This window comes from Parafrankia sp. EAN1pec (assembly GCF_000018005.1).
GTDB lineage: Bacteria > Actinomycetota > Actinomycetes > Frankiales > Frankiaceae > Parafrankia > Parafrankia soli.
In genome coordinates this window covers 3755340-3779302 of the sequence record NC_009921.1, presented here as the reverse complement: position 1 = coordinate 3779302, position 23963 = coordinate 3755340, and the positions used below count along the sequence as shown (strand labels likewise).

The 23963-nt window shown below is 70.5% G+C and carries 12 protein-coding genes and 1 pseudogene; 9 read left to right on the top strand and 4 right to left on the bottom strand.

Annotated features, from left to right (window positions below; translation table 11 throughout):
- Positions 1-24: 24 nt before the first annotated feature.
- Positions 25-438, top strand: coding sequence for a molybdenum cofactor biosynthesis protein MoaE (locus FRANEAN1_RS15525; RefSeq protein ID WP_347177157.1), 414 nt, complete (start codon positions 25-27; stop codon positions 436-438).
- A 135-nt stretch (positions 439-573) separates the two neighbouring features.
- On the opposite strand, the gene FRANEAN1_RS15520 is transcribed toward FRANEAN1_RS15525, so the two are convergent.
- Both FRANEAN1_RS15520 and uxaC read right to left on the bottom strand, forming a co-directional pair.
- Positions 574-2004, bottom strand: a complete 1431-nt coding sequence (locus tag FRANEAN1_RS15520) for a mannitol dehydrogenase family protein (protein ID WP_347177156.1) — start codon at positions 2002-2004, stop codon at positions 574-576.
- Positions 2005-2036: 32 nt separating this feature from the next.
- Positions 2037-3458 carry a glucuronate isomerase gene (gene uxaC / locus FRANEAN1_RS15515; protein WP_041255954.1) on the bottom strand — a complete coding sequence of 474 codons (1422 nt, stop codon included), beginning with the start codon at positions 3456-3458 and terminating at the stop codon, positions 2037-2039.
- A gap of 190 nt (positions 3459-3648) precedes the next feature.
- On the opposite strand from uxaC, the gene FRANEAN1_RS15510 reads away from it, so the two are divergent.
- Positions 3649-4950, top strand: a complete 1302-nt coding sequence (locus FRANEAN1_RS15510) for a lactate racemase domain-containing protein (protein ID WP_049795682.1) — start codon at positions 3649-3651, stop codon at positions 4948-4950.
- Positions 4951-4978: 28 nt separating this feature from the next.
- Here the strand turns inward: FRANEAN1_RS15510 and uidA are convergent, their stop codons facing one another.
- Both uidA and FRANEAN1_RS15500 read right to left on the bottom strand, forming a co-directional pair.
- Positions 4979-6751: a beta-glucuronidase gene (uidA, locus tag FRANEAN1_RS15505; RefSeq protein WP_020460744.1), complete on the bottom strand. Its 1773-nt coding sequence runs from the start codon at positions 6749-6751 to the stop codon at positions 4979-4981.
- Between the two features lie 165 nt (positions 6752-6916).
- Positions 6917-7837, bottom strand: coding sequence for a LacI family DNA-binding transcriptional regulator (locus tag FRANEAN1_RS15500; RefSeq protein WP_347177155.1), 921 nt, complete (start codon positions 7835-7837; stop codon positions 6917-6919).
- 264 nt (positions 7838-8101) lie between these two features.
- Here FRANEAN1_RS15500 and FRANEAN1_RS15495 point away from each other — a divergent pair, with 264 nt between their 5' ends.
- From FRANEAN1_RS15495 to FRANEAN1_RS15465, 7 genes and pseudogenes are all read left to right on the top strand, one after another.
- Positions 8102-10579, top strand: a complete 2478-nt coding sequence (locus FRANEAN1_RS15495; protein ID WP_020460742.1) for a glycoside hydrolase family 2 TIM barrel-domain containing protein — start codon at positions 8102-8104, stop codon at positions 10577-10579.
- Between the two features lie 29 nt (positions 10580-10608).
- Positions 10609-13044, top strand: a complete 2436-nt coding sequence (locus tag FRANEAN1_RS15490) for a glycoside hydrolase family 3 N-terminal domain-containing protein (protein WP_020460741.1) — start codon at positions 10609-10611, stop codon at positions 13042-13044.
- A 174-nt stretch (positions 13045-13218) separates the two neighbouring features.
- A complete protein-coding gene (locus FRANEAN1_RS15485; RefSeq protein WP_049795949.1) occupies positions 13219-15444 on the top strand; it encodes an ATP-binding protein in 2226 nt (741 codons plus the stop codon).
- 6 nt (positions 15445-15450) lie between these two features.
- Entirely contained in the window at positions 15451-18321 is a 2871-nt protein-coding gene (locus tag FRANEAN1_RS15480; protein ID WP_020460739.1) for an ATP-binding cassette domain-containing protein, read from the top strand.
- Between the two features lie 65 nt (positions 18322-18386).
- Positions 18387-19694 (top strand): ABC transporter substrate-binding protein, encoded by a 1308-nt coding sequence (locus tag FRANEAN1_RS15475; RefSeq protein ID WP_020460738.1) that lies wholly within the window; start codon positions 18387-18389, stop codon positions 19692-19694.
- A 50-nt stretch (positions 19695-19744) separates the two neighbouring features.
- Positions 19745-20539 (top strand): annotated as a pseudogene (locus FRANEAN1_RS15470) (family 1 glycosylhydrolase); the annotation flags it as partial.
- 264 nt (positions 20540-20803) lie between these two features.
- Positions 20804-23872 carry a glycoside hydrolase family 2 gene (locus tag FRANEAN1_RS15465; RefSeq protein WP_020460736.1) on the top strand — a complete coding sequence of 1023 codons (3069 nt, stop codon included), beginning with the start codon at positions 20804-20806 and terminating at the stop codon, positions 23870-23872.
- The last annotated feature ends 91 nt before the right edge of the window (positions 23873-23963 follow it).

The following is a 23963-nucleotide window of genomic DNA, read 5'->3' as shown; positions in this document are numbered from 1 at the left end:
GGGGGCCCGACGACGACAGGGGAAGTGCTCCTCGCGGAGATCCGGGACACCCCGCTCTCCGTCGACGAGTGTCTGTCGGCGGTGCGGACGGCCGAGGTGGGGGGTGTCGCCCTGTTCGTCGGCATGGTCCGCGATCACGACCATGACCGTCCCGTGATCGAGCTGGACTACTCCGCCCACCCGTCGGGCCAGGCCGAGCTGGCCCGGGTGGCCGGCGAGATCGCCGCCCTGGACGGGATCCGTACCGTCGCCGTGGTGCACCGTACGGGGTCGCTACGGGTAGGTGACCTGGCTGTGGTGACGGCGGTCGGCGCGGCCCACCGGGCGGAGGCATTCACGGCCTGCCGGCGGCTGATCGACGACGTCAAGGCACGGGTGCCGATCTGGAAGCACCAGTTGTTCGCCGACGGTTCGGCGGAATGGGTGGGTTCCTGCTGATAGCTCCGGCACGGGAAGCGCGTGAGGCCGGTACCGGCGTCCTCCCGGCCAGCGGTCATGAACGACGCGGCAGCTCGTCGGACGCTGCCGCATCGACGGATGCGTGAAGGCGCCGCCTTCGGGTGGCCCGCATACTCAGGGATCGCCCAGCTCGGTCACCTGTGCGGCCAACGCCGCCACCAGCTCCCCGTCCCGGCCCAGTCCGGGGCCGAGAAGATCGAGGACCAGGCTGGCGGCTTCGGGCAGCGGAGCCCGGGCCGCGGCGACCGACCGGCCCGCCTCAGCATCGCGTACCGACGCCGTCCCCTCCCGCAGATGCAGCATCCAGGCGGCGATCACTCGGATTCCGGCCCGGGGCATCACGCCGCGGGCACGTTCAGCGCGCAGGACCGGCAGGATACGCACCGGAAGCTTCAGAGAGCCATCCATGGCGATCTGAGCGAGCAGATGCCGAATCCGCGGGTTCTCGAAGCGTTCCAGCAACGCATGCTGATAGGACTCGAGCTCGGTCCTGGTCATGCTCAGGTGGCGGGAGGCTTCCGCCCACCACTCGATCAGCCACCCGCGGCAGCGGGGGTCGGCGACGGCCTGCGCGACCGTGACGTGCCCGCGGCGGGGACCGGCGTAGGCCAGCAGTGAATGCGCGCCGTTGAGCAGCCACAGCTTGCGGTTCTCGAACGGCGTCAGGTCGGCGACGAACCGGGCACCCGCGTGTTCCCACTCGGGCCGCCCACCCGGGAAGTCACCGCTGAGCACCCATTCCGAGAACGGCTCGGTGACCACCGGCACGGCGTCGTCGCGGCCGGTCGCGGCGCGCACCGCGGCGCCGTCGGCGTCGGTGGTGCCCGGGGTGATGCGGTCGACCATCGTGGTCACCCACGAGGCGCCGTCCGCGGCGGCGACGAGCTCCGGTCGTCCGGTCGCCGCGGCCAGCTCGCGTACCGCGCGCCCGGCCACAGCGCCGTTGCCCGCCAGGTTGTCGCACGGCACTGTCGCGACCGGACTGCGGCCGGCCCGGGCCCGCGCGTGCAGTCCGGCGAGCAGGCGGGCGGGAGCCGTCATCACCAGGGCGCCGGGGTCGGTGCGCAGCGCCGCGATGTCGGCGGCGACGTCCCCGCGCGCCAGGTCGAGACCTCCGTCGGGGTCACAGGCGTAACCGGCCTCCGTGACCGTCAGGGTGACGACGGCGAGGGCCGGCTGCCGCCAGTACGCCAGCCAGGCGTCGTGGTCGCTGCCCGCGTGCGCGGCGGCAAGCGAGCTGATCACGTCGAAGCGGTCGCCTTCGGCACCGCGCGTCAGCAGGGTGTAGAGCCCGTCCTGGGCGGTCAGCGCGTGCGCGAGGCCCCGGCGGCGGTGGGAGAACGCCGCGATCCCCCACTGCCGGGCGTCCGGCGCCCGGTCGGTGTACCAGGCCTGATGGGCCCGGAAGAAGCTACCGAGCCCGAGATGCAGAATGCGAACCCGAGCCGCCGGCCGCCCGTCGCCACCGGGCCGCGACAGCGGTCGAGCGACAGCCGCAGGACGACTCGGCGACGGGGCCACGGGGCCGCTGGCGGGCGCCGCCACTGGGCGGTTCACAGGCACGGCCGCGGAATGGTTCACAGACGGAAGGCCTCTCGCGGCCTGACCGCCACCAGCTCGACGGCGGTCTCGAAGGCCTCGTCCTCCTCCAGCCGGTGCTCGGCGACGAGCTCGGCGAGCACGCCGCAGTCGAGCCGACGGGACATGTCGTGGCGGACCGGCACGGAGCAGAAGGCACGCGTGTCGTCCACGAAGCCGGAGGTGCGCGTGAAACCCGCGGTCTCGGTCACCGCCCGCCGGAAGCGGCGGATGGAGTCCGGCGCGTCGAGGAACCACCAGGGAGCGCCGACGTACACCGCCGGGTAGAAGCCCGCGAGTGGGGCGATCTCCCGCGAGAAGACCGTCTCGTCGAGGGTGAACAGCACCAGGCGGAAGTCGGGATCGGTGCCGTGACGATCGAGGAGCGGCTGCAGCGCCTGAGTAAACTCGGTTCGCAGCGGGATGTCGTGCCCGGTGTCCGGGCCGTACCGGCGCAGGGTCGGGGTGTGGTGGTTGCGCCGGACGCTCGGATGCAGCGTCATCACCAGCCCGTCCTCGCAGGACATCCGCGCCGACTCGCAGATCATGTGCCGGCGGAACGCGGTGGCCTCGGCCTCGCTCGCCTCCCCGGCCAGAGCGGCGCGGAAGATCCTGGCGGCCTCGGCGTGCGGCAGCGGATCGGTCCGGACATCCGGATGGCTGTGGTCGCAGGACGTGGCACCGTGCTCGGCGAAGTAGCGGCGACGGGCCTCCAGCGCGCGCACGTAGCCGTCGTAATCACCGACGTCGGCGTCGGCCGCCTCGCCGAGACGCCGCACCGCCTCGTCCCAGCCCGCTCGGGTGGGCTCCAGGTACCGGTCGGGGCGGAAGGTGGGGATGACCCGGCCGGGCCAGTCCGGATCCGCGGTGAGAGCGCGGTGTGCCGCGAGATCGCTGCAGGGGTCGTCGGTGGTGGCCAGAACCTCGATGTCGAACCGGCGGAACAGCGCTCGAGGTCGATACGCCTCGTCGGCGAGCCGCTCGGCGACCTGGTCGTAGATCCGGTCCGCGCTGTCGGGACCGGGCCGTTCGGTGACACCGAAGATCTCGGCCAGCTGGGATTCCAGCCAGTAACGCACCGGGGTGCCGCGGAACACGGCCCAGTGCTCGCAGAACGTGCGCCACACCGCTCGCGCCTGTTCCTCGGGCAGCGGGCCGCGTCCGACGCCCAGCTCCGCCAGCGGCACCCCGCTGGCGTGCAGCAGCCGGGTCACGTAATGGTCCGGAGTGATCAGCAGGCTGGCCGGGTCCGCGAACGCCTCGTCGTGTACCAGCAAGAAGGGGTCGACGTGACCGTGCGGGGAAAGGATTGGCAGGTCACGCACGGCTTCGTACAGCCGCCGGGCGAGCGCCCGCACCCCCAGGTCGACCGGGAACAGGCGGTCGGGATGCGGGCGGAGCGGGACACCACCACCCGGCACGGTGACGCCACCTGACACGGCGGAGTTGCCTGCACCAGCGAACTTGCCTGCCACGTTGGAGTTACCTGACAGGGCGGGGTTGCCTGACACAGTGTGGAGCGTCGACGGTGCGGCGACCCGACGGCAACCGGTTGCCACAAGTTGTCCGCGCCGTTGCGGAAGGGGCACCCGCCGTGCTCGGCTTTCCGCCATGACGGAGTCGGCGACAGCCACCTCGACCGGACCGGTCACCACGGCCGGAGGACCGCGCGGCCTGCTGACCGACGACGAGGTGACGCGCTTCGTCTCCGAGCAACTCGCCACTGCGGATCTGGACGGGCGCAGCGTGTGTCTGGTGATCCCGGACGGCACCCGCAGCTGCCCACTGCCGCTGCTGCTCTCCGCCGTCCACGGCGCCCTGCACGGACGGGTGCGCCGCCTCACGGCGCTTGTCGCGCTCGGTACCCACGCGGCCATGGACGAGCAGGCGCTCGCGGCCCACCTCGGCTACCGGACCGGGGCCCTCGCCGAGCGTTATCCCGGCCTGACGGTGCTCAACCACCGCTGGTGGGAACCCGCGGACTTCGTCTCGGTGGGCACGATCCCAGCCACCCGGATCGGTGAGCTCTCCGGCGGGCTGCTGCGGCAGGAGGTTCAGGTACGGCTCAACCGCGCGGTGGTGGAGCACGACGTCGCCCTCGTCGTCGGGCCCGTGTTCCCGCACGAGGTGGTGGGCTTCTCCGGCGGCAACAAGTACTTCTTCCCCGGCGTCTCCGGGCCGGAGGTCATCAACCTGTCGCACTGGCTCGGCGCGCTCATCACCAGCGCCGAGATCATCGGCACCCGGGGGATCACTCCCGTCCGCGCCCTGATCGACGAGGCCGCCGCGCTGATCCCCAGCCGGCGCCTGGCGCTCTGTGTCGTCGTCCGATCCGGCGAGGAGCGCGCGGGCTCACTGCACGCGGTGTCCTTCGGCGCGCCGGAGGCGGCCTGGGCCGCAGCCGCCGAGGTCTCGGCCGAGACTCATGTGCGCCACCTCGACGCGCCGGTGGCCCGGGTGGTGTCGCTGATACCCGCCCGCTACGCCGACATCTGGACGGCCGCCAAGGGCTTCTACAAGCTCGAACCCGTGGTCGCCGACGGAGGCGAGGTCATCCTGCACGCACCGCACGTACGGCAGCTGGCCCCGATGCACCCGGAGATCGAGCGGATCGGGTACCACTGCCGCGACTACTTCACCCGGCAGTGGGACCGGTTCGGCCACCTGCCCTGGGGGGTGCTCGCGCATTCCACCCACCTGCGCGGGGCCGGCGCCTACGACGAGGTGCACGGGGAACGCTGCCGGGTGACCGTGACCCTGGCCACCGCCATCCCGGCGGACGTCGTGCGCGCGGTGAACCTGAACTACCTGGACCCGGCGCAGGTCGACGTCGAGACCCTCGCAGCCGACCCGGACACGCTGGTCGTGCCGCACTCCGGGGAGGTCCTGTACCGGCTTCGCCGCCCGGCCTGAGGCGTGGCGCCACCGGCCGGCGCCGGCCTCAGGCCTGCGGGCGCCAGCGCCGGCGGACGGAGAACGCGGCGCTCTTGGGGTGCCGGTCCCGGGTGAACACGCCCTTCTTGTTGCCGTCGACCCGGATGATGTGCGGGCTGGTGGCGAAGTCGGCGAAGTTCCAGATGTGCTCGCCGATCACGGCATCCACCCGGTCGAACACCCGGTGGTGCATCTCGAGGAACCGCACCTGGTACTCCTCGGACCAGGGGGTGTCGACCACGGCGTGCAGCCCGGCCATGGTGTCCGCTCCGTACTCGGTGACGATCACCGGCTTGCCGTGGGCGGCCCACCTGTTCAGCTCGGCCTCCAGTGCGACCTCGGCGGCCTTGAGCTCCCCGTTGTTGATGTACCAGCCGTAGTAACGGTTGATCATGACGACGTCGGCGAGCTCGGTGACCTGGCACTGGTCGAACGAGTTGACGAAGCCCACCGGGCAGGTCGGGTCGAGCTTGCGGGCCTCGGCGAACAGCGGCGCGAAGTACTCCCGGGCGGCGGCGGTACTGGAATCCGGCTCGTTGGCGAGGCTCCACAACACCACACTCGGATGGTTCCGGTCCCGGATTATCAGTTCCCGCACGGCCTGGAGATGCGCGCGCTGGGTGACGGAGCTGATGCCATCCTCACCGAAGGTACTCACCGTCGGCCTGCTGCCGAAAGCGAGCGAGGCCTTCAGGTTCAGACCGACGGCCGCGGTCTCGTCGATCACGACGATGCCACTCCGGTCGGCGTACTCCAGTACCTCCTCCGCATACGGATAGTGGGAGGTGCGGAAGGAGTTGGCGCCGATCCACTCCATCAGCTCGAAATCATGGACCATGAGCGCGTCGTCATGGGCCTTGCCGCGCACCGGCGCGTCCTCGTGCTTACCGAAGCCCCGGAAGTAGAAAGGCTCCCCGTTGATCAGAAACTGGGTGCCGCGTACCTCGACGGTACGCACACCGACCGGCAGGACATAACTGTCGGCCACCTCCCCGCCCGCACCGACCAGACGGGCATCGAGCTCGTACAGGTAACCGTCACCCGGTGCCCATGGATGCACGGCTGGCACGTTCAACATTCCCACGGCACCGTCGGCGGCGGCGACCTCCCGCCCCTGCGCGTCGCGGAGCACGACCCGGATGGCGGCAACACCCTGGGCACCCTCGATCTCCACCGCGTAGCGCACCGTGCCCGCGGCGCCGTCGAGAGCGGTCTCCACCGCGATGTCGCTGATCCGCGTGTGCGGTGTGGTGTACAGCCAGACCGAGCGGTGCAGACCCGCGTAGTTGAAGAAGTCGTGGAAGTACTTCTGGCGGCGTCCCTGCGCGGTGTCCTCCACGATGCCGGGCGGTATCGAGGTCAACGTGAGCTCGTTGTTGACGACCACGGTGACCCGGGCCTCGTCCCCGGGCGCCACGACCCCGGTGATGTCGGCTTCGAACGGCGTGTAGCCACCCTCGTGCTCGGCGACGAGCGTGTCGTTCACCCAGACGACCGCACGGTGGGTCGCGGCGTCGAAACGCAGCACCACCCGCCGCGCGGACCAGCCGGCCGGGATGCGGACGACCGTCTGGTACCAGGCGTCACCAACATGATCACGCACGGCGAGATCGGGCACGATGTCGTTGTAGCTGGCCGGCACCGGCATCTCCCGGGCCCCGGGCAGGCGCGCACGCCACCAGCCCGCGTTCCGCCCGGTACCCGCGGGGTCGAGACGGAAGGCCCACAGCCCGCCCAGAGATCGCCGCTCCCGTGTCGAACCGTCCTGGGGACGAAGCATTCTTGGGCTCCCTGAAGACATGCGGCGGCAACGCCGCGGTTTCCGCGGTGTACGGAGACATTCAGCTGTCGACGGACGGGCCGAGCAAGCGGTTGCCACTTGTTGCCGCGCACCATCCCGCACCGGGCGGGTTGAAACGACAGGCCGATAGCCCGTCGTATAGAACTAAGTTGATTCGCGGCGGACGAGGGTGGCGCTCACCGGGGGCCGCCAGTCCGGCAGGGGCCGGCCTTCTGTCTGGTGGATGGCGTATTCGGCGAATCCGCGGCCGAGGGTGGCGGTGTCGAACCGGACAGTGGAAAGCGCGGGGACGAACATTGTCGCTATGGGGCTGTCGTCGTGGCCGATGACGGCGAGGTCGTCGGGTATCCGTATCCCGAGGCGGATCGCGGCGCTGACGATGGCGGCGGCGACGTCGTCGTTGAAGGCGACGACGCCGGTCACTCCGGCGCTGTGCCAGGCACGGACCGCGTCGTCGGCGGATCCGTCGCGGTAGTCGATGTACCTGATGTCGACGGGCGGCAGGTCGAGGGCGCGTGCTCGTTCCCGGGCCGCGTCGTGGCGGGCCTGGACGAGGGAGGACGGGCGGGGGTCGGCGAAGGCGGCGTACGCGAGGTGGCGGCGGCCGTGTTCGTGCAGGTGCTCGACCTGGAGACGGGGCCCCGCACTCACAGCGAGGGAGAGGTCGAGGGGTTCCTGCCGGGCCGGGTCCGGGAAGATCCGGCGGATCCCGCAGCCGCGCATCGAGGCGATCTCGTCCGGGCTGAAGGTGGTGAACCCGAAGACGCTGTCCGGGGTCAGGAGCTCCCAGAGGGGACGGTTCTCGCCGTGGGGCCGGCGGGTGTAGGTGACGAGCGAGTAACCGGCCTCGTCCAGGACGCGGGACGCCTCGTCGAGGTAGATCCGGAAGGTGTACTCGACGGGCCAGTCCGGCAGGACGAACAGGACGATCCTGCTGCGGCCGCTGGCGAGGGCCTGGGCGGCGCTGTTCGGCCGGTAGCCGAGGCGCAGCGCCGCTTCGAGCACCCGCTCGCGGGTGCCCTCCGAGATCGTCTGCCCGCGGGTCCGGTTGAGGACGAAGCCCACCGTCGCCCGCGAAACCCCTGCGACAGCGGCAACATCCGTGGCGGTGACCCTTCGCTTCGCCGTCGCCTCTGACACGGCCGCCGCCCCCTCACTCGGGCCCACTTGCGCGCGCTAACAGCACGATGTTAGCTTGTCTACCCACGATGCTAGTACGTGCTAGTGGCCTGGGGCACCCATCTTCGCGACCTCGACCACTTCCGCACGGCGGGTGCCATTCGCCCGAATCCACGACGAACCAAGACTGCGCGGCCAGGGAGAGCTCGGTTGATCCGTTCATCCTTCAATGACGGCTGGTCCTTCCGCCGGAAGACCGACGCGTTCCTGGAGATCCTCGGCCGGGCCGACGCCCCCTGGGAGGACGTCCGGCTTCCCCACGACGCGATGGTGGGACTAGAGCGCGACGGAGCCGATACCGAGGCTGGTCAGCGCGGCTACTACCCGAGCGGGGCATACCAGTACCGGAAGACCTTCTTCGCGCCGGAAAAATACCGGAACCGGCGAGTAACCCTTGAGTTCGAGGGTGTCTACCGGAATGCCCGGGTGTTCATCAACGGCGATTTCGCGGCGCAGCGCGCCTACGGCTACTCCAACTTCTACGTCCACACAGATCATCTACTGAAGTACGGCAGCAACAACGAGATCGTCGTGGAGGCGTACAGCGGCAACGACACCCGCTGGTACTCGGGTGGCGGCGTCTACCGCAACACGAAACTGATCGTCGGCGATCTGGTTCACCTCGCACTGGACGGGGTGAAGATCACAACTCCGGCCGTCGACGGCGACCTCGCGGTGGTCGCGGTGGCGACCGAGTTACAGAACGAGTCTCCCGTCACCCGGTCGCTCGAAGTGCTCACCGAGATCGTGGACGCCGACGGCACGGTCGTCGCCCGGGACACCGCTCCGGTCACCGCCTTCATCGGCGACCGGCTCACCCTGCGCCAGCGGCTGTCCGTGCCACAGCCGGAGCTGTGGGGGGTGGACCGGCCCTATCTCTACCTCTGCCGGACCAGCGTCACGGCGGACGGTGAGCTACTGGACCAGGAGACCACGCGCTTCGGCATCCGTACGCTCACCATCGACCCGCGGCGGGGCCTGCGCGTCAACGGCGAGGTGGTGAACCTGCGTGGCGCCTGCATCCACCACGACAACGGGGTGATCGGCGCCGCGACCATCGACCGCGCCGAACAGCGCAGGGTCGAGATCCTCAAACAGGCCGGCTTCAACGCCATCCGCAGCTCCCACAACCCGATGAGCAAGGCGCTCCTCGACACCTGCGACCAGCTCGGCGTTCTCGTGATCGACGAGCTGTTCGACGCGTGGACCCGCTCCAAGGTGAGCCAGGACTACGCCCTCGACTTCGCCACCTGGTGGGAGTCCGACGTGCGGGCGATGGTCGACAAGGACTTCAACCATCCCAGTGTCATCCTCTACTCGATCGGGAACGAGATCCCGGAGACGGGCACCGCCGCCGGCGCGGCGATCAGCCGCCGGCTCGCCGAGACGATCCGCTCGATCGACAGCACCAGGTTCGTCACGAACGGCGTCAACGGACTCCTCGCCGGCGGCCCCGACCTGCTCGCCTCCTTCCCCGGCGAATCCCGGAAGAAGGACAGCGAGAGCCTCGACGTCAACGGCTTCATGACGCGGTTCCGTGAGCTCATGCCAATCCTCATGAGCTCCGAGGTCGTCGGTTCGAAGACCGCCGAATCGATGGCCTGCCTCGATGTCGCCGGCTACAACTACCTCGAATCACGGTACGGGCAGGACGGGGCGCAGTTCCCCAACCGGGTGATCGTCGGAACCGAGACCTATCCCGCCGACATCGACACGAACTGGCGGCTCGTCCAGGACCACAGCCATGTCATCGGTGACTTCACCTGGACCGGCTGGGACTACCTCGGCGAGCCGGGGACCGGCCGGATCGAGTACGAGGGCGACGACGAGACCACGAACTCCGCGCTGAACCACCAGGGCGGCTACCCGTGGCTGACGGCGTGGTGCGGTGACATCGACATCACCGGCCACCGCCGGCCCGCCTCCTACTACCGCGAGATCGTGTTCGGCCTGCGCGGCAAGCCCTACATCGCCGTCCACCGTCCCGAGCGCTTCGGTCGGGCGGTCCGGGTGGCGATGTGGTGGTCGTGGAGCGACTCGGTCTCCAGCTGGAGCTGGAACGGCCACGAGGACAGGCCGGTGCGGCTCGAGGTGTACTCCGCGGCGGACGAGATCGAGCTCCTGGTCAACGGCCGGCGGGTCGGAACCGCCCCGGCGGGTGAGAAGAACCGGTTCAAGGCCGAGTTCGAGACTGTCTACGAGCCCGGCGAGATCGTGGCCGTCGCCTACACCGGGGGCCGCGAGACCGGCCGCACCTCGCTGCGCTCCGCGACGGGCGAGGTCCGCCTCGACGCCGCGGCCGACCGCACCCGCATCACCGCCGACGACACCGACCTCGCCTACGTCGCCCTCACGCTCGTCGACGGGGCCGGCAACCTCTACAACACCGCCGACCGCAAGGTGGCCGTCGAAGTGACGGGGCCCGCCGTGCTCCAGGGCTTCGGCAGCGCGGACCCCAGGCCGACCGAGAACTTCTTCGACACGGTCCGCACGACCTTCGACGGCCGGGCGCTCGCCGTCATCCGCCCGACGGCCCCCGGCTCGATCACCGTCACCGCCACCGCGGAGGGCTGCGAGCCGTCCACCGTGCGCATCGAAGCCGAACCCTCGGGCCCCTCCGCCGAATGACCGGCTGACGCATCAGTAAGGAATCGACGATGACGTACGACGCCACGCTGACACCTGAAGCCCGGGCGGACGCGCTTCTCCGGACGATGACGGTGGAGGAGAAGGCGCAGCAGATCACGGGTCTGATGCCGGTCGGGCTGCTCGGCGTGGACGGCCTGGTCCAGACGGAGGCCGAACGCCGCCTGGGCACCGGGATCGGCCACATCGCGCCGCTCGGGATGCTCAGCCACCGGACGCCCGCGAACCTGGCGAAGGCTGTCAACGAGATCCAGCGTTTCCTCGTCACCCGGACCCGCCTGGGCATTCCCGCGCTCTTCCACGTGGAGGCGCTGAACGGTGTGGTGTCCCCTGGTCTGACCACGTTCCCGACCGCGATCGGGCTCGCCGCCACGTGGAACCCCGCCGGGGTGACGGAGATGGCGGACGTCCTGCGCCGGCAGGCACGGGCCATCGGTCACCCGCTCGTCCTGTCCCCGGTGATGGACGTGGCCCGCGACGCCCGCTGGGGCCGGGTGCACGAGACCTACGGCGAGGACCCGTACCTGGTGTCCGCGATGAGCGTCGCGTTCGTCCGCGGCATCCAGGGCGACGACCCGCGCGAGGGCGTCATCGCGACCGGGAAGCACTTCCTCGGCTATGCCCTCACCGAGGCCGGGCAGAACATGGCCCGCACCGCCGTCGGGGCCCGGGAGCTGTACGAGGTGTACGCCCGCCCGTTCGAGGCCGCCATCAAACTGGCCGGCCTCGCGGCGGTCATGAACTCCTACAGCACCGTCGACGGCGTCCCGGTCGGTGCCAACCGCGAGATCCTCACCGGCCTGCTGCGGGACCGCCTCGGCTTCGCCGGCACCGTCGTCTCCGACTACGAGACCATCCGCCACCTGTACAAGCGGCTCGGTGTGGCGCGGGACGCCGAGGAGGCCGGCCGGCTCGCCCTCGCCGCCGGGCTCGACGTCGAGCTTCCCGTCGCCGACGGCTACGGCCCCACGCTCGCGCGGGCGGTCCACGCCGGCACGGTTCCCGTCGATCAGCTGGACCAGGCCGTGTGGCGGGTCCTGCGGGACAAGTTCGCGCTGGGCCTGTTCGACCGGCCCTACGCCGACGAGGATCCCGTCGTCGTCAACGAGGTCGCCCGCCAGGGTGTCGACCTCTCCTACCGGCTCGCCCAGCAGTCCGTGACCCTGCTGGCGAACGACGGCACCCTGCCGCTGTCCCGGGACCTGCGCCGGATCGCGGTCGTCGGCCCGCACGCCGACGGGATCTCCTTCGCGTTCCCGCCCTACACCTACCCCGCCGCGCTGGAGATGCTCCGGGCCCGGTTCACCGGCGAGCGGGCCCACATACCCGGCACCGAGAACATGGCCGGTGACATCACCCCCGAGGCGGCCGCGCTGATGCGCCAGGAGCTCGCCGGCCCCATCGGGACACCGATCGACGACTACATCCGCGACGCCTACGGCGCGCTGTCCCTCGCCGACGCCGTCCGGCGGGCCGTCCCCGGCGCGCAGGTGACCGTGGCCACCGGCTGCGGGGTCCTCGACGAGGAGCCGGCCGACATCCCGGCCGCGGTCGCCGCCGCCGCGGGCGCCGACGTGGTGATCCTCGCCCTCGGCGGGCGGGCCGGCTGGTTCACTCCCCGGATCACCGAGGGCGAGGGCTGCGACACCGCCGACATCGACCTTCCCGCGAACCAGATCGCGCTCGTCCAGGCCGTCGCAGGCACCGGGACTCCCTGCGTGGGCATTGTGTACACCGGCCGGCCGATGGCCCTGACCCCGATCGTCGGGCTGCTCCCGGCGCTGCTCTACGGCTACTACGGCGGCCAGCACGCCGCCACCGCCATGGCCGACGTGCTGTTCGGCAGCGTCAACCCGGCCGGCAGGCTCCCGATCTCCATCCCGCGGCACTCCGGGCAGGTGCCCGTCTACTCCGGCCAGCCCACCGGCACCGGCTACCGGCGCACCGACCAGGACATGCACCTGGGCTATCTCGACATGCCGTCAGGTCCCCTGTTCCCGTTCGGCCACGGGCTGAGCTACACCACCTTCGACTACACCGACCTCACGGTCAGCTTCCCCGAGGTCGACAGCGAGGGCGCCGTCACCGTCGGGCTGACCGTCCGCAACACCGGCGCACGGGCCGGCGACGAGGTCGTGCAGCTCTACTTCTCCGACCAGGCCACCGGGGTCACCCGGCCGGCCCAGGAGCTGGTCGGCTTCACCCGCCTCAGCCTGGACGCCGGCGCGGCCGCGACCGTGGCGTTCACCGTGCCCATGAGCCAGCTCGGCTACGTCGCCCTCGACGGCGGCTTCGTTCTCGAACCCGGCCCCATCCAGATTCTCGCGGGCAGCTCGTCGGACGACATCCGCCTGCGCGGCAGCTTCGACGTCGCCGGAAAAGTCGCCGAACTGGACAGCCGCCGTTCCTTCCTCTCGGACGTCACCGTCAGCGACACACGCCCTTGAACCACCGGCCGCACCTACCAGAAAACCCGACCGCCACCTTTCCGGGCCGGGTTCCCGCCAGGTGCCAGTCGCTGACCCAGGTCAGCGGATTCTTACGGAGATCTCCATGGTCACCTGCATTACCTGTGCACCGTTAACCGACCGGTGTTCATCGTGAGCACGCCCACCGAACCGGTGACCGAGGCACCAGAAGCGGCACCAGAAGCGGCGTCGGCGGGGGTCGCTGCCAGGCTGGCCGCTGGGCTGATCGAGGCGGAGGCGCAGCGGCGGGCGCAACAGGCGGACTCCCGGCGTGAGGTGTTGTTCGCGGACGAGCTGCTGCCCGGTGTGGGCGGTGAGCGGCTGTCGTTGCGGCAGGGCCTGGCCGCCGGTGGTTCGGTGACGTTCCTGACGCTGATGACGCTGTCGGCGCTGGACGAGCTGGAGTCGGCGGCGCTGACGACACTGGCACCCGACATCCGGGACGCGTTCGGGCTGAGCGACGGCGCGATCGTGTTCATCTCCGCGGCCGCCGGGGCGTTCCTCGTGCTGGGCGCATTGCCGATGGGCTGGCTGGCGGACAAATGCCGGCGCTCCCGGGTCATCGGCTGGGCGGGTGTCGTGTTCTCGGTGATGGTGCTGGCGAGCGGACTGGCGGCGAACGCGTTTCTGTTCTTCCTGGCCCGCTTCGGTGTCGGGGTGGCGAAGTCGAGCAACAACTCGGTACACGGATCGTTGCTCGCCGACACCTATCCGATCGGAGTCCGGGGGCGGATCTCCGCGGCGAACTTCGGGGCGGCGCGCACCGCTGGAGCGCTCAGTCCCCTGGTGGTCGCGGGCATCGCCACGCTGGCGGGTGGGGCTGACGGCTGGCGTTGGCCGTTCCTGATCCTCGGCCTGCCGGCCCTGGCGGTGGCGGTTTTCGCGTTCCGCCTGCCGGAGCCGCCTCGCGGCCAGCACGAGATGAAATCGGTGCTGGGCGAGGTGGTGGAGGACGCCGAGCCGATGCCGATCTCGGTCGAGGCGGCATTCGCCAGGCTGCTGCGGATCCGGACCGTCAAGACCGCGATCGTCGCATTCTCCGCGCTGGGTTTCAGCCTGTTCACCACGAGCGTGCTGGCGAATCTGTGGGCTGAGGACCACTACGGGATGTCGACGTTCCAGCGGGGCCTGATGGGTTCACTCGGCGGCGCCGCTCTGCTCGTGGCCCTGCCGATCGTCGGGCCACGCTACGACCGGCTCTACCACCGGGATCCGGCACGGGCCGTGGCTCTGCTGGGGCTGTGCATCCTGCCGGGTGCGGTGCTGCTGCCGGTCCAGTGGTTCATGCCGAACTGGGTCGGGTTCATGCTGGCCAGCATCCCGGGGGCGGTGTTCTCCTCGGTCGCGTTCTCGATGGTGGGCCCGGTGATGCAGTCGGTGACGCCCTACCGGCTGCGCGGGCTGGGCCTGGCGCTGGCCGCGGTCTACATGTTCTTCATCGGCGCGACCGGCGGCGCCATCCTCTCCGGGCTGATCAGCAACGCCTACGACCCGCGGGTCGCGGTGCTGGTGATCGGGATCCCCGCGACCGCGGTCGGCGGGCTCATGATGATCCGCAGCGCGTCCTTCGTGAAGAACGACCTGTCGCTGGTCGTGGCGGACCTGCGCGAGGAGCTCGCCGAACGCGACCGGCAGCGCGAGAACCCGGACGACGTCCCAGCGCTCCAGGTCAACAACATCGACTTCTCCTACGGGCCGGTACAGGTCCTGTTCGACGTCGCCTTCGACGTGAAGAAGGGCGAGACCCTGGCGCTGCTGGGCACCAACGGCGCGGGCAAGTCCACCATTCTGAAAGTCATCTGCGGCCTGGGAACCCCGTCGCGTGGGGTGGTCCGCCTCGGCGGGCGGACCATCACCTACGTCTCCCCGGAACAGCGCGGGAAGTACGGCGTGCACCTGCTGCCCGGCGGCAAGGGCGTCTTCCCCGGGATGACGGTGCGCGAGAACCTGGAGATGGCCGCGTTCCGGATGCGCCGCGACGCGGCCGGCCGGGAGCGGCGTTTCGCCTACGTACTCGGCCTGTTCCCCGACCTCGAGAGCCGACAGGGCCAGCGGGCGGGGTCGCTGTCGGGCGGGCAGCAACAGATGCTGGCGCTGGCGATGGTGCTGCTGCACGACCCCGAGGTGCTACTGATCGACGAGCTCTCCCTCGGGCTGGCCCCGGTGGTGGTGCAGGACCTGCTGGCGATCCTCGAACGCCTCAAACAGGACGGCCTGACGATCATCGTCGTCGAACAGTCCCTGAACATCGCCCTCGCCATCGCCGACCGGGCGGTGTTCCTGGAGAAGGGCCAGGTCCGTTTCACCGGGCCAGCCCGCGAACTCGCCGAACGCGACGACCTGGCACGCGCGGTGTTCCTCGGCCGGGAAGGCGGCTGACCCGCCATGGAAATCCCCACCACCCAGCTGCTCTTCGACGGCGCGGTCACCGGCCTGGTGATCGGCCTGCTCGCGGTCGGCATCGTCCTCGTCCACCGCTCGACCCGCGTCATCAACTTCGCGGTGGCGAACATGGGCCTGGTCGGCTCGGCCCTCTTCGCACTGCTCACGGTGCGTTACAACGTTCCGTACTGGATCTCGCTGGCCATCGCGCTGCTCGTAGGTGTGCTGTTCGGCGCCCTGGTCGACCTCACGGTGATCCGCCGGCTGTTCGCCGCGCCACGGGTGATCCTGCTGGTCGCGACCATCGGCGTCGCCCAGCTCGCGCTGACCGTCGTCACCTCCCTGCCCGACCTCGACGACTACCCGAGCGAGTCCTACCCGGTGCCCTGGTCGGGGAGCTGGTCACCGGCCAGCGGCCTCACGATCACCGGGGCGCAGCTGAGCGTCCTGGTCACGGTGCCTCTCGTCGCGCTCGGGCTCAGCCTGTTCCTGGGCCGCACCGTGCTCGGCAGGACGGTCAAGGCCGCCGCGGACAACCCCGAGCTCGCCCGCCTTCAGGGCATCAGCCCCAAGACCGTGTCGACCGCGGTCTGGGCGGTGGCGGGGCTGATCGGAACTCTGTGCCTGATCCTGGTCTCCGCGCAGAACCAGTCCCTGACCCAGATCACCACCCTCGGCCCCACCACCCTGCTGCGAGCCCTGGCCGCCGCGGTGATCGCCCGGATGACGTCGTTCCGCGTCGCGCTGCTCGCCGGGATCGCCCTGGGCCTGGCCCAGTCGTTCATCCAGTTCAACTGGCTCGACCAGCCCGGCCTCACCGACCTGACGATCCTGGTCGTGGTGCTGGTCGCGGTGTTCTTCGTCAGCCGCGGCCGGGACACCGAAACCTCGTCGTTCTCCTTCGCCCCGAAGATCAAGCCCGTGCCCGACCGGCTGCGCGGGCTCTGGTGGGTCCGCCACCTCGAACGCGCACCCCTGGTCCTGCTCGGTCTGGTCGCCGTCGTCCTCCCCCTGCTCGTCGCCCAGCCGTCACGGCACCTGCTCTACACGGTGATCCTCGGCTACGCGATCTGCGCCGCCTCGATCACGATCCTGACCGGCTGGGCCGGGCAGCTCTCCCTCGGCCAGATGGCCTTCGCGGGATTGGGCGCGCTGCTCGCCGCCGCACTCAACCGTGGCCTGCGCCTGCAGGTCGGCGGCTCGGTCATGGCGCTGAACGCCCTGCCGTTCCCAGCGGCGGTCGCGATCGCGACGGCGTTCACCGCGGCCCTGGCGGCCGTGGTCGGAGCGGGCGCGCTGCGGGTGCGCGGGCTGCTCCTGGCTGTCAGCACCTTCGCGTTCGGGATCGCGGCCGAGCAGTACCTCTACCGCCGCGACGTGTTCCACGACGAGGGCGGCAACACCGCCTCGTTCCCGCGCAGCACCGTCTTCGGGATCGACGTCACCACCCAACGGGCCTACTACTACCTGGTCCTGATCGTCCTGGTTCTGGTCCTGCTCGTGGTGGCCCGGCTGCGCAGGTCCGGGGTCGGGCGGACCACGATCGGCGTCCGCGACAATCCCGCCACCGCGGCCGCGTACACCGTCGCCCCCACCCGGGTGAAACTGCGCGCGTTCGCTCTCGCCGGCGGGATCGCCGGCCTCGGCGGCAGCCTGCTCGCCGGCGCCGTCCAGAACGTCCCCTACGCCGACAGGTACTTCCTCAGCCCCGACTCGCTGATCCTGGTCTCCATCGTGGTGATCGGCGGCCTCGGCTCGGTCACCGGCCCCCTGCTCGGCTCCCTGTGGGTCATCGGCCTGCCGTCCTTCTTCCCCGACAACGACATCGTCCCGCTCCTGACCTCCAGCCTGGGCCTGCTGATCCTATTGCTCTACTTCCCCGGCGGCCTGGTCCAGATCGGGTACAGCGCCCGCGACGCCCTCCTCGCCTGGGCGGACAGAAGGCTCGGCACCACTCCAGCGGTGAAGAGCGTCTCGACCGTGCCCCCGGCTCTCACCCGCACCACCCGCCCGCCGCTCCCGGAGAACACCCCCGTCCTCGAGACCAGCGACATCCGGGTGCGATTCGGTGGCCGGGCCGCCGTCGACGGCGTCTCCCTCACCGTCATGCCCGGCGAGATCGTCGGCCTCATCGGCACCAACGGCGCCGGCAAGTCAACCCTCATGAACGCCATCGGCGGCTTCGTCCCCGCCACCGGCACCGTCACCCTGCTCGGCCGGGACGTCTCCAACGCCAGCCCGGCGGCCCGGGCCCGCGGCGGTGTCGGCCGAACCTTTCAGGCCGCCGCGCTGTTCCCCGAGCTCACCGTCCGCGAAACCGTCCAGATAGCGCTGGAGGCCCGCGGCCGCACCGGGCTTCCCTCCACCGCCCTGCACCTGCCGCACACCTTCCGCGCCGAACGCGCGAAACGCTCTGCCGCCGACGACCTCATCGACTTCCTCGGCCTCGGCCGCTACGCCGACGCCTTCATCGCCGACCTGTCCACCGGCACCCGCCGCATCGTCGAGCTCACCGGCCTGCTGGCCCTCGACGCCCAGGTCCTCTGCCTCGACGAACCCACCGCCGGCGTCGCCCAACGCGAAACCGAGGCGTTCGGCCCGCTCATCCAGGAAATCCGCCGCGAGCTCGGCGCCGCCATGCTCGTCATCGAACACGACATGCCACTGATCATGAGCATCAGCGACCGCGTCTACTGTCTCGAAACCGGCCAGATCATCGCCAGCGGAACGCCGGACGCCGTCCGCAACGACCCCAGGGTCATCGCCAGCTATCTCGGCACCGACGAGCGCGCCATCGAACGCAGTGGAAAAGCCCCGGCGGCCCCGGACCCCGAGGACCACCACACGCCGACCGACGCGGTCGTGCCCTCGTAACTCCGCCGATCCACCGGCGGCACCTCACCGTACGAATACCTCCAGGAATGCGGAGCACCTCTGACATGACCTCGCACCATCGCTGGCGCCGTCCGCTCATGCTGATCGCCGCGGGAGCCGCACTCGTCTTAGCCGGTTGCAGCGTCGAGTCGGACGACCCGCCGGCCAGCAGCCCCACCTCGGACCCGTTCCCGGCCCCGCCGGCGCCGGCGATCTCGCCGGGTGTCACGGCCGACAGCATCAAGATCGGTTTCGTCTACCCCGACCTCGAGGTCGTCAAGCAGTACGTCGACATCGACCACGGCGACTACCAGGCCACCTTCCAAGCCCTGGTCGACAAGGTCAACGCCACGGGCGGCATCAACAGCCGGAAGATCATCCCGGTGTACGGCGCGGTCGACGTCATCTCCCCCGCCGGCGCGCAGGAGACCTGCGTCAAGCTGACCCAGGACGAGAAGGTCTTCGCGGTGCTCGGCAGCCTCAACGCCGAGGACGCGCTGTGCTACGTCCAGACCCACAAGACGGCGCTCGTCGGCGGTGACCTCACCACGCAGCGCTACGCCAAGGCGCAGGCACCGTGGGTCTCCGACCTGCGCGGCGGCGACGAACTCGCCGACGGCATCGAGCTGTTCACCGCCGACAACACCCTGGCGGGCAAGAAGCTCGCGGTCGTCGCCTACCGGGACGACCAGGCGACGCTGGACAAGGTGGTCCTGCCGGCCCTGCAACGTCTCCAGGTCCCGGTGACCGAGACAGGCATCCTCGACGCCGACATCAGTGACGCGGCCGCGGTCTCCCAGCAGTTCAACGTCTTCATCCAGAAGTTCCGGGCCGCGGGCGTCGACACCGTGCTCCTGGTCGGCGGCTCCCAGCTCCAGTTCCCCGCCGAACTCCAGAAGACCGACTACCGCCCCAGGCTGATGTTCGCGACCACCAGCCAGGCCGGGGCCTACCTGGCGAGCCCGGGCGACCACGACCCGGCCATCATGGCCGGCGCCACCGCCCTCGGGCTCGTCGTCGACTTCACCGAGCCGGCCAACGCCGCGTGCATCGCCACCCTTGAGGCCGCGCTGCCAGCACTCACCGGCAAGCTGGTCGACCCGGCGACCGTGCCCTCAGGCCAGCCCACCCCCGGAACATCCGAAAGCGCCGCCTGCCGCTACCTGACCCTGTTCCAGGCCATCGCCGAGAAGGCCGGCAAGGACCTCACCTACCAGTCCTTCCAGCAGGCCGCGTTCTCCCTCGGCTCCTTCCAGGTCCCCACCTACCGGGACAAGGCCACCTACAGCCGCGAGACACCCCACGGCGCCGTCCCCCCGCGCCTGTTCACCTTCGATCCCGCGAAGAAGAACTTCTTCCCCGCCGCGGGCTGACAGCCGTCTCCGTCCCACGACCGCGCCTGGCCCAGGAGGCTGATACGACCATGAGCACATTCCCCGAAGGCTTCCTCTGGGGTGCGTCGACCGCGCCACACCAGGTGGAAGGCGGCAACATCAACTCCGACATGTGGCACAGCGAATGGGCGAAGAACTCGACGTTCGCCGAGCCGTCGGGAGACGCCTGCGACCACTACCACCGGTATCCCGAGGACATCGCGACCCTGGCCGGCCTCGGCCTGAACGCCTACCGATTCGGGATCGAGTGGGCACGAATCGAACCAATCGCGAACGGTTTCGCGCAGGCGCTCGGCCGGCTGCCCGACGTCGAACTGGTGGCCGTCGGCTCGCGGCACCAGCGGACAGCCGACGAGTTCGGCGCGAAGTTCGGCGTGCCACCCCGGCGCAGCTACGGGTCGTACGAGGAGCTCGCCGCCGACGACGGCGTCGACGTCGTCTACGTGGCCTCCCCACACTCCCACCACCACCGCCACACCCTGCTGTTCCTGAACGCCGGGCGGGGTGTGCTGTGCGAGAAGCCGTTCGCCCTCGACGCGAACCAGGCCGCCGACATGGTCGCCACCGCCCGCGCACGCGGGCAGTTCCTGATGGAGGCGATGTGGAGCCGCTTCCTGCCCGCCTACGTCCGGATCCGGGAGCTGGTCACCGACGGCACGATCGGCACCGTCCTCGCCGTCGACGGCGACTTCGGCTTCCGGCTCCCGATGGACCCCTCCCACCGGCTGTTCGACCCCGCCCAGGGCGGCGGCGCCCTACTCGACCTGGGCGTCTACCCCCTGTCGCTGACCAGCATGCTGCTCGGCGAACCGAACCAGGTCGCTGGCCGGCCCTTGCCCCACCCGGGCGAGGTTCATCAAGGCCCTGCGCGCCGTCCCCGACTACGACGCCGGGGGCCTCATCGCACCCGTCGACCTGCGCGACAACGCCGGCAAACCGATCGCCTGCCACGCCTTTGTCCAGGTCAGCCCCACAGGCACCACGTTCGACGTAACCCAGGAAAAGCTCTGCGTCGACGGCGCCACCGGCTGACCCCACCCACGCCCATGGCCCAGAAGTCCTGATCCACCGAGGGAAAAGCTGACCGAATGACCGTCAACGGAACCGGGACGTCCGCCATCCAGCCGTGGGACGCGCCTGAGCTCACTTCCGCGAACCGCGTCCCGATGCACGCCGTTCCGCACGCTGATCGTCTCGTCCTGGACGGTGTCTGGGATTTCCAGCTCCTTCCCGGCCCGCTCGCGGAGCGCGGCGAGCAGTGGCGCACCGTCGAGGTGCCGGGTGTGTGGACGATGCAGGACAGCGGGGACCTTCCGCAGTACACGAACGTCGTCATGCCGTTCGACTCCCCGTTCCCGCACCCGCCCGAGGCGAACCCGACCGGGGTCTACCGGCGCGGCTTCACCGCCGCGGCGGACTGGACGGGGCGACGGGTCGTCCTGCACGTCGGCGCCGCGGAAAGCGTCCTGCTGGTGCGGGTGAACGGACGCGACGTCGGCTTCAGCAAGGACTCCCACCTCGCGGCCGAGTTCGACGTGACCAGGTTCGTCCGGCCCGGGACGAACGAACTCGAGCTGACGGTCGTGAAGTGGTCGGACGCCTCGTTCGTCGAGGATCAGGACCACTGGTGGCACGGCGGCATCACCCGCTCGGTCTACCTCTACACCACCGCTCCCGTTTACCTGGCCGACATCCAGGCGATGGCCGACCTGCATGTGACGGCAGCAGCAACCGGCAGCCTGCGGCTGGACGTGAAGATCGGCGGCGCCGGGACGCGCACCGCCGGCTGGACGGTGCGCTCCCGGATCGCGGGACTGTACGAACCGGACCCGCAGCCCGTCCTGGAAGCGGGTGCCGCGACGGGTATGCCCCAGGCCGGGGCGGGTTCGGGCTACCCGGATGAGCCGCCGCCCTCGCTGATTCCCGACGGTCTGCTGGACCTGCTGTCCCTCGGTGCTTCGGGGGCGCCGCTCCCGCCCGAGCTGAAGGCCCGGGCCCAGGCGATGCAGGAACGGGCGATGCCGACCCGTGTCGGCCGTACGCGGTTCGAGGGCGAGGGCCTCGCCGTCGCGCCGTGGTCGGCGGAGAACCCGCGTCTGTACCCGTTGGAGGTCGAACTCGTCGCGCCGGACGGTGCGGTCGTCGAACACGCCACGATCCGGGTCGGTTTCCGCCGGGTCGAGATCCGCGGTCGGAACCTGCTGGTCAACGGCGGCCGGGTGTGGATCCAGGGCGTGAACCGGCACGACTTCAACGCGCGGACCGGCCGGGTCATCACCGCCGGGCAGCTGCGCGCCGAACTCGCGCTGCTCAAGCGGTTCAACGTCAACGCGGTTCGCACTTCCCACTACCCCAACGACCCGCTGTTCCTCGATCTGTGCGACGAGTACGGCCTGTATGTCGTGGACGAGGCGAACATCGAGGCGCACGCCCATGCCGGAACGGTCTGCGGGGACCCGCGCTACCTCGGCGCGTTCGTGGACCGGGTGTCGCGCATGGTGCTGCGCGACAAGAACCATCCCTGCGTGATCTTCTGGTCGCTCGGCAACGAGAGCGGTTACGGCCCCAACCACGACGCCGCGGCTGGGTGGGCCCGCGCCTACGACCCCAGCCGGCCCCTGCACTACGAAGGGGCGATCAGCGCCGACTGGCACGGCGGCCACCGGGCCACCGACGTCGTCTGCCCCATGTACCCCGCCTTCGACGCGCTGCGCGCCTACGCGGCGCACCCCGACGCCGACCGCCCCGTGATCCTCTGCGAGTACGCCTACTCCCAGGGCAACTCGACCGGCGGGCTCGGCACCTACTGGGACCTGTTCGAGTCCACTCCCGGCCTGCAGGGCGGGTTCATCTGGGAGCTCTACGACCACGGCCTCGACCCCGACGGCGACGGCCGGTTCCGCTATGGCGGGGACTTCGGCGACCAGCCCAACGACGGCGTCGTCTGCATCAACGGCATCCTGTTCTCCGACGGCGCCCCCAAGCCCGCCTTCCACGAGGCGCGCCACCTCTTCGCGCCCGTCCGGGTCCTGTCCGGTGCCACCGAGGCGCGTCTCGGCCGGGTGCGGCTGAGGAACCGGCAGACCTTCGAGGACCTCTCCGGTCTCCGCCTCGCGCTCCACGTCGAACGGACCGACGGGCCGGGCGATCCGACGCTGGTCGCGGCGCCGGCCATCCCCGCCGGCGGCGAAGGCGTCCTCGACCTCCCCGAGACAGTCACCGCGCAGCTCACCGGGCCGGATGCCGTCGCCCTGGCCCTCGTCGTCCAGCTCGCCGACGCGACGCCGTGGGCCGAGCAGGGCACCGAACTCGCCCGGCTCCAGGTCCTGCTCGACGTCGATGTGCCTGACCTGATCGAAACCCGTCCCGCCACCGGCGTGCTGCGCCTGGACGGCGACGGGCTGCTCCAGCACCCCGTCCTGAGCGCGGCACCGGTGTTGTCCTTCTGGCGCGCGCCGACCGACAACGACACCTCCATCGGCCTCGACTCCCGGTTCGTGCGCACCGGTCTGTTCCGCGTCACCCGCACGCTGGTCGACCAGAAGATCACCGGCTCCACGGCGACGATCGTCAGCCGGTACACCGCCGCCTACGGCGCGGAGATCGAACACCGGCAGCGAATCACCGCCCTGTCCGACACCAGCTTCCGTTTCGACGAACACGTCACCCTGCCGGAGGAGCTCGACGACATCCCCCGCCTGGGCGTCACCTTCGCCACCAACCCCGGCTTCGAACACCTCACGTGGTTCGGCCTCGGGCCCCACGAGACCTACCCCGACCGGAAGAAGTCAGGACTTCTCGGCCGCTGGACCTCCCAGGTCGACGACCTGTTCGTCCCCTACCTGCTGCCGCAGGAGAACGGCGGCCGCGCCGACGTCCAAGAACTCACCCTCACCGGCCCCGACGGGTACGCAATCACCATCAGCACCGACCGACCCGTGCAGATGAACGTGTCGCACTACCAGGTAGCCGACCTGGAACCCGCCCGGCACACCTGGGAGCTCAGGCCCCGGGCGGAGACGTACGTTCACCTCGACCTCGCGCACCGGGGACTCGGCACCGGAGCCCTCGGCCCGGACACCCTGGCGTGGTACCGGGTACGCGGCGGCAGGTACGAGTGGTCCTGGCAGCTTGATCTCACCGCCCCGCAGCGCTGAGACGGTTCGGGACGGCCGCCCTGGCGGGCCGGCCGGGAGAGACCGGTGACGGCCGAGTATCGACCTGCCGGTCTGCCGGTGCTCGACGACG

Excerpts from the sequence above, each read along its gene's own strand:
- FRANEAN1_RS15510 (WP_049795682.1), top strand. The coding sequence starts at position 3,649 with ATGACGGAGTCGGCGACAGCCACCTCGACCGGACCGGTCACCACGGCC.
- uidA (WP_020460744.1), bottom strand. The coding sequence starts at position 6,751 with ATGCTTCGTCCCCAGGACGGTTCGACACGGGAGCGGCGATCTCTGGGC.
- FRANEAN1_RS15490 (WP_020460741.1), top strand. The coding sequence starts at position 10,609 with ATGACGTACGACGCCACGCTGACACCTGAAGCCCGGGCGGACGCGCTT.
- FRANEAN1_RS15480 (WP_020460739.1), top strand. The coding sequence starts at position 15,451 with ATGGAAATCCCCACCACCCAGCTGCTCTTCGACGGCGCGGTCACCGGC.
- FRANEAN1_RS15475 (WP_020460738.1), top strand. The coding sequence starts at position 18,387 with ATGACCTCGCACCATCGCTGGCGCCGTCCGCTCATGCTGATCGCCGCG.
- FRANEAN1_RS15465 (WP_020460736.1), top strand. The coding sequence starts at position 20,804 with ATGACCGTCAACGGAACCGGGACGTCCGCCATCCAGCCGTGGGACGCG.